This is a genomic window from Streptomyces sp. NPDC044003 (assembly GCF_056435185.1).
The window spans coordinates 174,402-180,401 of the sequence record NZ_JBWKFA010000014.1 but is presented as its reverse complement, the minus strand read 5'-3'; the positions used below and the strand labels follow the sequence as shown (position 1 = coordinate 180,401).

Here is a 6,000-nt window from a genome sequence, read left to right as displayed (position 1 = left end):
GCCGTCGGCGGTGATCAGCGTGGACAGGATCTTCACGGCCGTCGTCTTGCCCGCGCCGTTCGGGCCGAGCAGCGCGAAGATCGTGCCCTCGGGGACGGTCAGGTCGATGCCGTCGAGCACGGTCTTGTCGCCGTAGGACTTGCGCAGCCCGTTCGCCGCGATCGCCGGGGTGGTCATGGTGATGTGCTCCTCGAAGGCAGTGGGTTGGTCAGAGGCTGCGGGCGGCGATGTCGCCGTACGCCGTCGCGGCCTGGATGCTCAGGCCGGAAGTACCGTCGTTCTTCAGGGAGTTGCTGACGCGGCCGTAGGCGGTGCCGGCGTCCAGGGAGGCGGAGACTCCGGCCGCGGCGGCGACCGAGATGTCGCCCATCTGGGTGCTCAGGCTCACCGTGCCGCTCACGGCCTCGGCGATGCGGATGTCGCCCCGCGCGGTGCTGATCTCGGCCGAGCCGGTGATCCGGCCGACCTCGACGTCGCCGTCGGTCGCGGTGAGGCGGAGGTTCGCGGCCTCGTCGACCTTGATCTGCCGGTACGCGCCCTCGAAGCTGACGTCGCCCAGCCGGCCGACGGCGCGGAACTCGGCGGCGGCGGCCTGCGCCTCGACGCGGGAGCCGGCGGGCAGCTGGACCGTCACCTCGATGGAGCCGGTGTTGCCGAGGATGCCGTTCTTCGCCTTCGGGACCTCGATGCGCAGGACGCCGTCGGCGTAGGCGACTTCGGTCCGCTCGGCCGTCTTCACGTCACGGCCCTTGGAGGGGTCGGCCGGCAGGACCTCGACGGTGGTGTCGGTCCGATCGGCGGCGACGAGCCGGATACGTCCGGCGGGGACGGCGAGGATGGCGACGACGGCGGCGGCGGTGTCGAACTTCTGCATGGTGAGTCTCTCCCTCGTGTGAGCCGGCGCTTGTTCGCCGCGCTCTTTCCGATGAGGGAAAAGCTACGTTGCGTTCGACAACTCGGCAAGCAGTTCATTGCGAGAAAAGCCCATCACTGCAGGTCAGTTGTAGGATTTCATTGCAATGGTTCTGGATCTAATGCAACAACCCACCCAGGATTCGTTGCAATGAAATGGGAGTGAACGCTATGCTGGCGCCACGACAAGCCCCAGCGCCCACCCGCCCACGAAGGAGACCGCGATGCCGGGAGGCAGACTCACCCAGCCCGAACGCCAGCAGATCGCCCTGGGGTTGGCCGACGGCCTCGCCTACGCGGAGATCGCCCGGCGCCTCGAACGCCCGACCTCGACCATCACGCGGGAGGTCATGCGCAACGGCGGCCCCACCGGCTACCGCGCCGACCTCGCCCACCGCGCCACCGAGCACCGCGCCCACCGCCGCAAGCCGGCCACCCCGCGGGGAACCTCCGTCGCCCCGCAGCCGCACGGGCGCGACGCCGAGGCCGTGCGCGCGTACGAGGAGACGTTCACGACCGTCATGATGGCCTCGGGCATGCCCAAGATGATGGCCCGCGTCATGGCCGCCCTCACGCTCGCCGACGCGGGCAGCCTCACCGCGTCCGAGCTCGCCGAGCGCCTCCAGGTCAGCCCGGCGTCCATCTCCAAGGCCGTCTCGTTCCTCGACAGCCAGGACCTCATCCGCCGGGAGCGCGACGACCGCCGCCGCGAGCGCTACGCCGTCGACGACGACGTCTGGTACCAGTCGATGATGGCCTCCGCCCGCGCCCTGGCACAGATCGTCGACACCGCGCGCGAGGGCGTCACCGTCTTCGGCGCCCGGACCCCGACCGGCAACCGCCTGGAGAACGTCGCCCGCTTCCTCGACTTCGTCTCCGAGACGACGACCCGGGCCGCCGAACAGGCCCGGGCCATCCTCCACACGAAGGCCCCGACGACGGACGAGGCCTCCGACGAGACCGCTACAGCCCCAGGCGGTAGCGGATCTTCTTGACCAGCTCCGTCAGATCGGGCTGACGCAGCAGGCTGTAGTGGTCCGCGTCGAGCTCCACGACCGTCGGCGGCCGCGTCGACCAGCCCGTGGCGCCCTCCAGGAACGAGTAGTCGTCCCCCTCCGCCTTGAAGAGCGTCACCGGGCACGCCACCTGCCGCTCCCTCAACTCCCGGAAGGTGTACGTGAACTCGAAGGTCTCCTCGACGATCGAGACGATCCGGCCGATCAGGTCCGGATCCAGGGCCGGGAACCTCTCCGCGACGTACGCCACGAAGCCCTCCCGGCCATCCGCCGTCACGCTCGCGTCGATCACGCCCGCGAAGACCGAGTACAGGATCGTCACGAACGCCGGGTTGTCGTACGACGCTCCGCCGGTCTCCGACGACCGGACCTTCGGGGAGCCGGGGGCGATCAGGAAGAGGTTCTCCACCTGCTCCCCCGCCGCCTCAAGCAGGTGCGCCGACTCGAAGGCGACACGGGCACCGAAGGAGTAACCCCACAGGGTGTACGGGCCGGTGGGCTGGCGGCGGCGGATCGCGGCCACATCGGCGGCGGCCATCTCGCGGATCGTGGCGTAGGGCTCCTCGCCCCGGTTGATGCCGTGGGCCTGGACGCCGTAGAAGGGGCGGTCGACGCCGACCTCCTCCGCCAGGTGCCGCAGGTTCATCGTGTAGCCCCCGAGCCCCGGCCAGCAGTACACGGGCGACTGCGTGCCGGCCGCGTGGAGCCGTACGAGACGGGACGCGGGCGTCGCGGCGGCGCCGTCCAGCTGGTGGGCGAGCTTCTCGATCGTCGGCCGCTCGAAGAGGATCTGGAGCGGGAGCGAGGCGCCGAACGCACGGTTGACACGGGTGACCAGCGCGACCGCGATCAGCGAGTTCCCGCCGGACTCGAAGAAGTCGTCCAGGACGGAGACCGCCTCGACCTCCTCGTACTTGAGCGCCGCCGCCCAGATCTCCGCGAGCCTGCTCTCCGTACGCGTACGGGGCAGGACGTGCGGGCGGCCGTGCAGACCGGCATTCACCACGGCCAGATCGGCGAGCGCCTTCACGTCCACCTTGCCGTTCGCCGAAAGGGGCAGCCGGTCCAGGACCACGACCCGGTTCGGGATCATGTAGTCCGGCAGGTGCTGCGCCAGGTCGTCACGGATCATCTCCGCCGGGCCCCTCATGTGGACCGTGTCCTCGTACATGCCCTCGCTCAGCCGCTGCTCCTCGCTGACCCGGCCGCCGACGAAGAAGTACGAGGGGCCGGTCGGCCGCCCCGCCGCCGTCAGGACCTCGTCCACGCGCCGGGCGGCGGGAAGGGGGTGGCCGGACTCGGAGCTGTAGCCGGAGGACATGAACCCGAGGCCGTGGCCGCCGAGTTGGAACCGCTGGAGGGTGCGGCCGAGGTCGACGTACGCGCGGTCCGTCTCCGCCGTCCGGCTCACGACGGTGACGCCGAGCGAGGCCCGCTCGTACACCGCCTGGTTGATCGCGATGACGTGCTTCCTCTCGACGAGGGAGGCCGAGACCGGGACCAGGTCGCCGTCGGCGTGCACGTACTGGCCCTCCGGGAGACCGGTCACGCGGTCGCCGTGCGCCTGGACGTAGACGTCGACCTCGGGGTCGGTCCGCGCCCCCTCGTCGTACGGGATCACTTCCCAGAGCGCGCCCCCGCACGGCCTGACGTCGAGGCCGTACCCGGGCAGGATCTCCTCGAAGAGGCCGACCATGTGGCCGGTCTCGATCTCCAGGACCTCCTGGATGTTGTTCCGGTAGACGGGCTCGACGGCGGACCGCTTGCCGAGGAAGCGGAACCGGAGGGACGGTTCGCCGGCGTCCGGCAGCGGATCGGTCAGGTACAGGCGGTGGCGGACCGGGTGGTAGTAGTACGTGCCCGGGTCGAGACCCGCGATCCCGTGCGCCTCCACGAACAGCTGCGTCGCGTACAGCGCGCCCGGTGAGGCGTAGCCGTACTTCGGGAGGAGCCGCTCCTCGCTCGTGAACTGGCCGAACCAGCGCAGGAGTTCCCCGAGATCGGCCGCGGTGAGACTGCCGACGGCCCGGGAGCCGATCCCCTCGGGGCGGCGGGCCAGGGCCGCCAGGACGTCGGCGCGGGTGACCTCGCCGCCCTCGTAGAAGCGGTACGTCTTGCGGGCGAAGACCGTACGGCGCATCCGCTCGGTCGGCGTCGCGCCCGGGAGCTGGACCACCGGGCAGCCCGCGAGCTCGGCGTCCTCACGGGTGCCGGCGTTCGAGAGCTGGGCCTTGACCTGGAGCTTGGACTCCTTGGACTGGTGGTGGGCGCCGTGGTTGCCCTGATCCATCAGCGCCGCCTCCTTCGGCGACAGCTCCACGCAGGCGACCAGGTTCTGGAAGCCGGTGCGGGGCTCGTTCTTGACGATGACCGCCGCGTTCTTGACCCAGTCGTGGTTCTCGATGGCGAGCGCGATCTCGTCCAGCTCGACGCGGAAGCCGCGCAGCTTGATCTGGTTGTCGGCACGGCCGGCGAACTGGACGGTGCCGTCGTCGTTCCAGTGGGCGAGGTCGCCGGTGCGGTAGAGGCGTTCGCCGGTGTCGGTGAGGAGGAACCTCTCGGCAGTGAGCTCGGGACGGTCCAGGTACCCCCGCGCGACCTGGACCCCGCCGATGCACAGCTCGCCGTCACGTATGCGGAAGGTCGTGTCGTACGCCGGTCTGCCGATCGGTATCGCGGCCGGACCATCGGCGACCGTCGCACGGTCCACCGTGTACGAGGAGGCGTTGATGGTGCACTCGGTGGGGCCGTAGAGGTTGATCAGCTCGGCGGCCGGGAGCTCGGCGAGGAGCCGCACGGCGAGGTTCCGGGAGAGGATCTCGCCGCCCGAGTACACCCTCCGCAGGCTGCCGCAGGTACCGAGGCGCTCGGTGTCGACGAGGGCCTGGAGGAGGGTGGGCACGCCCTGGAGCAGGGTCGCGCCGTGCGCGCGGACGGCGTCGACCAGGCCCTCGGGGTCGCGGTAGACCCCGGGCGGACCGACGGCGACACGGGCGCCGACGGCCGGGGCGAGGATCTCCCACTGCGCGGCGTCGAAGCTCATGGGGGTCTTCTGGAGGACGACGGCATCCGGGCCGAGGCGATGCTCCGCCGCCATCCAGCGCATCTGGGCGACGATCGAACGGTGCTCGACCATGACGCCCTTGGGCCTGCCGGTGGAGCCGGAGGTGTAGATGACGTAGGCGAGGTCGCTCGCGCGGATCTCGTACGGGGCGGGTGCGGGTGCCGGTGCCGGTGCCGGTGCCGTCGGTATGTCCCCGAGCGTGACGACCGTCGTGCCGGGCGGGGCGAGGTCCGTGACGCGGTCCCGGAAGCGCGGCTGGGTGACGACGACCCGGGAGCCGCTGTCCTCGATCATGTAGCGCAGGCGCTCTTCGGGGTACTCGGGCGAGAGCGGGACGTACGCGCCGCCGGAGAGTACGACGCCCCAGACGCCGGTCATCAGGTCGAGCGACGGCTCGACGAAGACGCCTACGCGGGCGTCGGGACCGATGCCTAGGGCCCGGAGGTGGGCGGCGAGCCGGGCCGCGGCGTCGTACAACTCCCGTAAGGAGAGCGCCTCTTCGCCGAAGGCGACGGCGGGGGCGTCCGGTCGCACGGCGACGTGGGTACGGAGGAGCCGGTCGAGCGTGGACATGGGGTTCCCTTCGGACTCGGGCGGCGCCCGTTGCGGGCACACGTTCCACCGGGACGGCACCCACCCGCCCCCGTTGTGGGCATGCGCCCCGCCGTTGTGGGCAGGCGTTCCGCAAGGGGCGGAACGGGTGGGCACAACGGACCCGCGCCCTGCCGGCGCCCGAGGCTTCCGCGCCCTGACTCGCACCACGTTGTGCACCGCCGCTTGGGGTGCGGGTCCAGGCTCGGAACGCGGAGGCGCCGCTAGAGGGCGCCGTCCCGTGTGCCCACCCGTCCCGCCCCAGCGGGACGATTGCCCACACGGCGGGTGGGCACCGCCCAGCGCGGGCGCGGGTCCCACACGTGGGGGGGTGGGCGGAGGCGCCGTCCAGCGCAGGGCGCGGGCCCACACGGGGGGTGGGGGCACCGCCCAGCGCGGGCGCGGGTCCCCCACGTG

Annotated in this window: 4 protein-coding genes; 1 reads left to right on the top strand and 3 read right to left on the bottom strand. The window is 71.5% G+C overall.

Annotated features, from left to right (window positions below; translation table 11 throughout):
- Positions 1-177 (bottom strand): ATP-binding cassette domain-containing protein (locus AC07AW_RS36955; RefSeq protein WP_478819836.1); only part of this gene is annotated, 177 nt, incomplete at its 3' end.
- Positions 178-208: 31 nt separating this feature from the next.
- Complete coding sequence (locus AC07AW_RS36950) at positions 209-874, bottom strand: DUF4097 family beta strand repeat-containing protein (RefSeq protein WP_478819830.1); 666 nt, start codon at positions 872-874, stop codon at positions 209-211.
- Positions 875-1,136: 262 nt separating this feature from the next.
- On the opposite strand from AC07AW_RS36950, the gene AC07AW_RS36945 reads away from it, so the two are divergent.
- Positions 1,137-1,907, top strand: coding sequence for a GbsR/MarR family transcriptional regulator (locus tag AC07AW_RS36945; protein WP_478819829.1), 771 nt, complete (start codon positions 1,137-1,139; stop codon positions 1,905-1,907).
- Here the strand turns inward: AC07AW_RS36945 and AC07AW_RS36940 are convergent.
- Entirely contained in the window at positions 1,876-5,565 is a 3,690-nt protein-coding gene (locus AC07AW_RS36940) for a non-ribosomal peptide synthetase family protein (RefSeq protein ID WP_478819828.1), read from the bottom strand. The two genes, AC07AW_RS36945 and AC07AW_RS36940, sit on opposite strands and share 32 nt — an antisense overlap.
- Positions 5,566-6,000 lie beyond the last annotated feature (435 nt).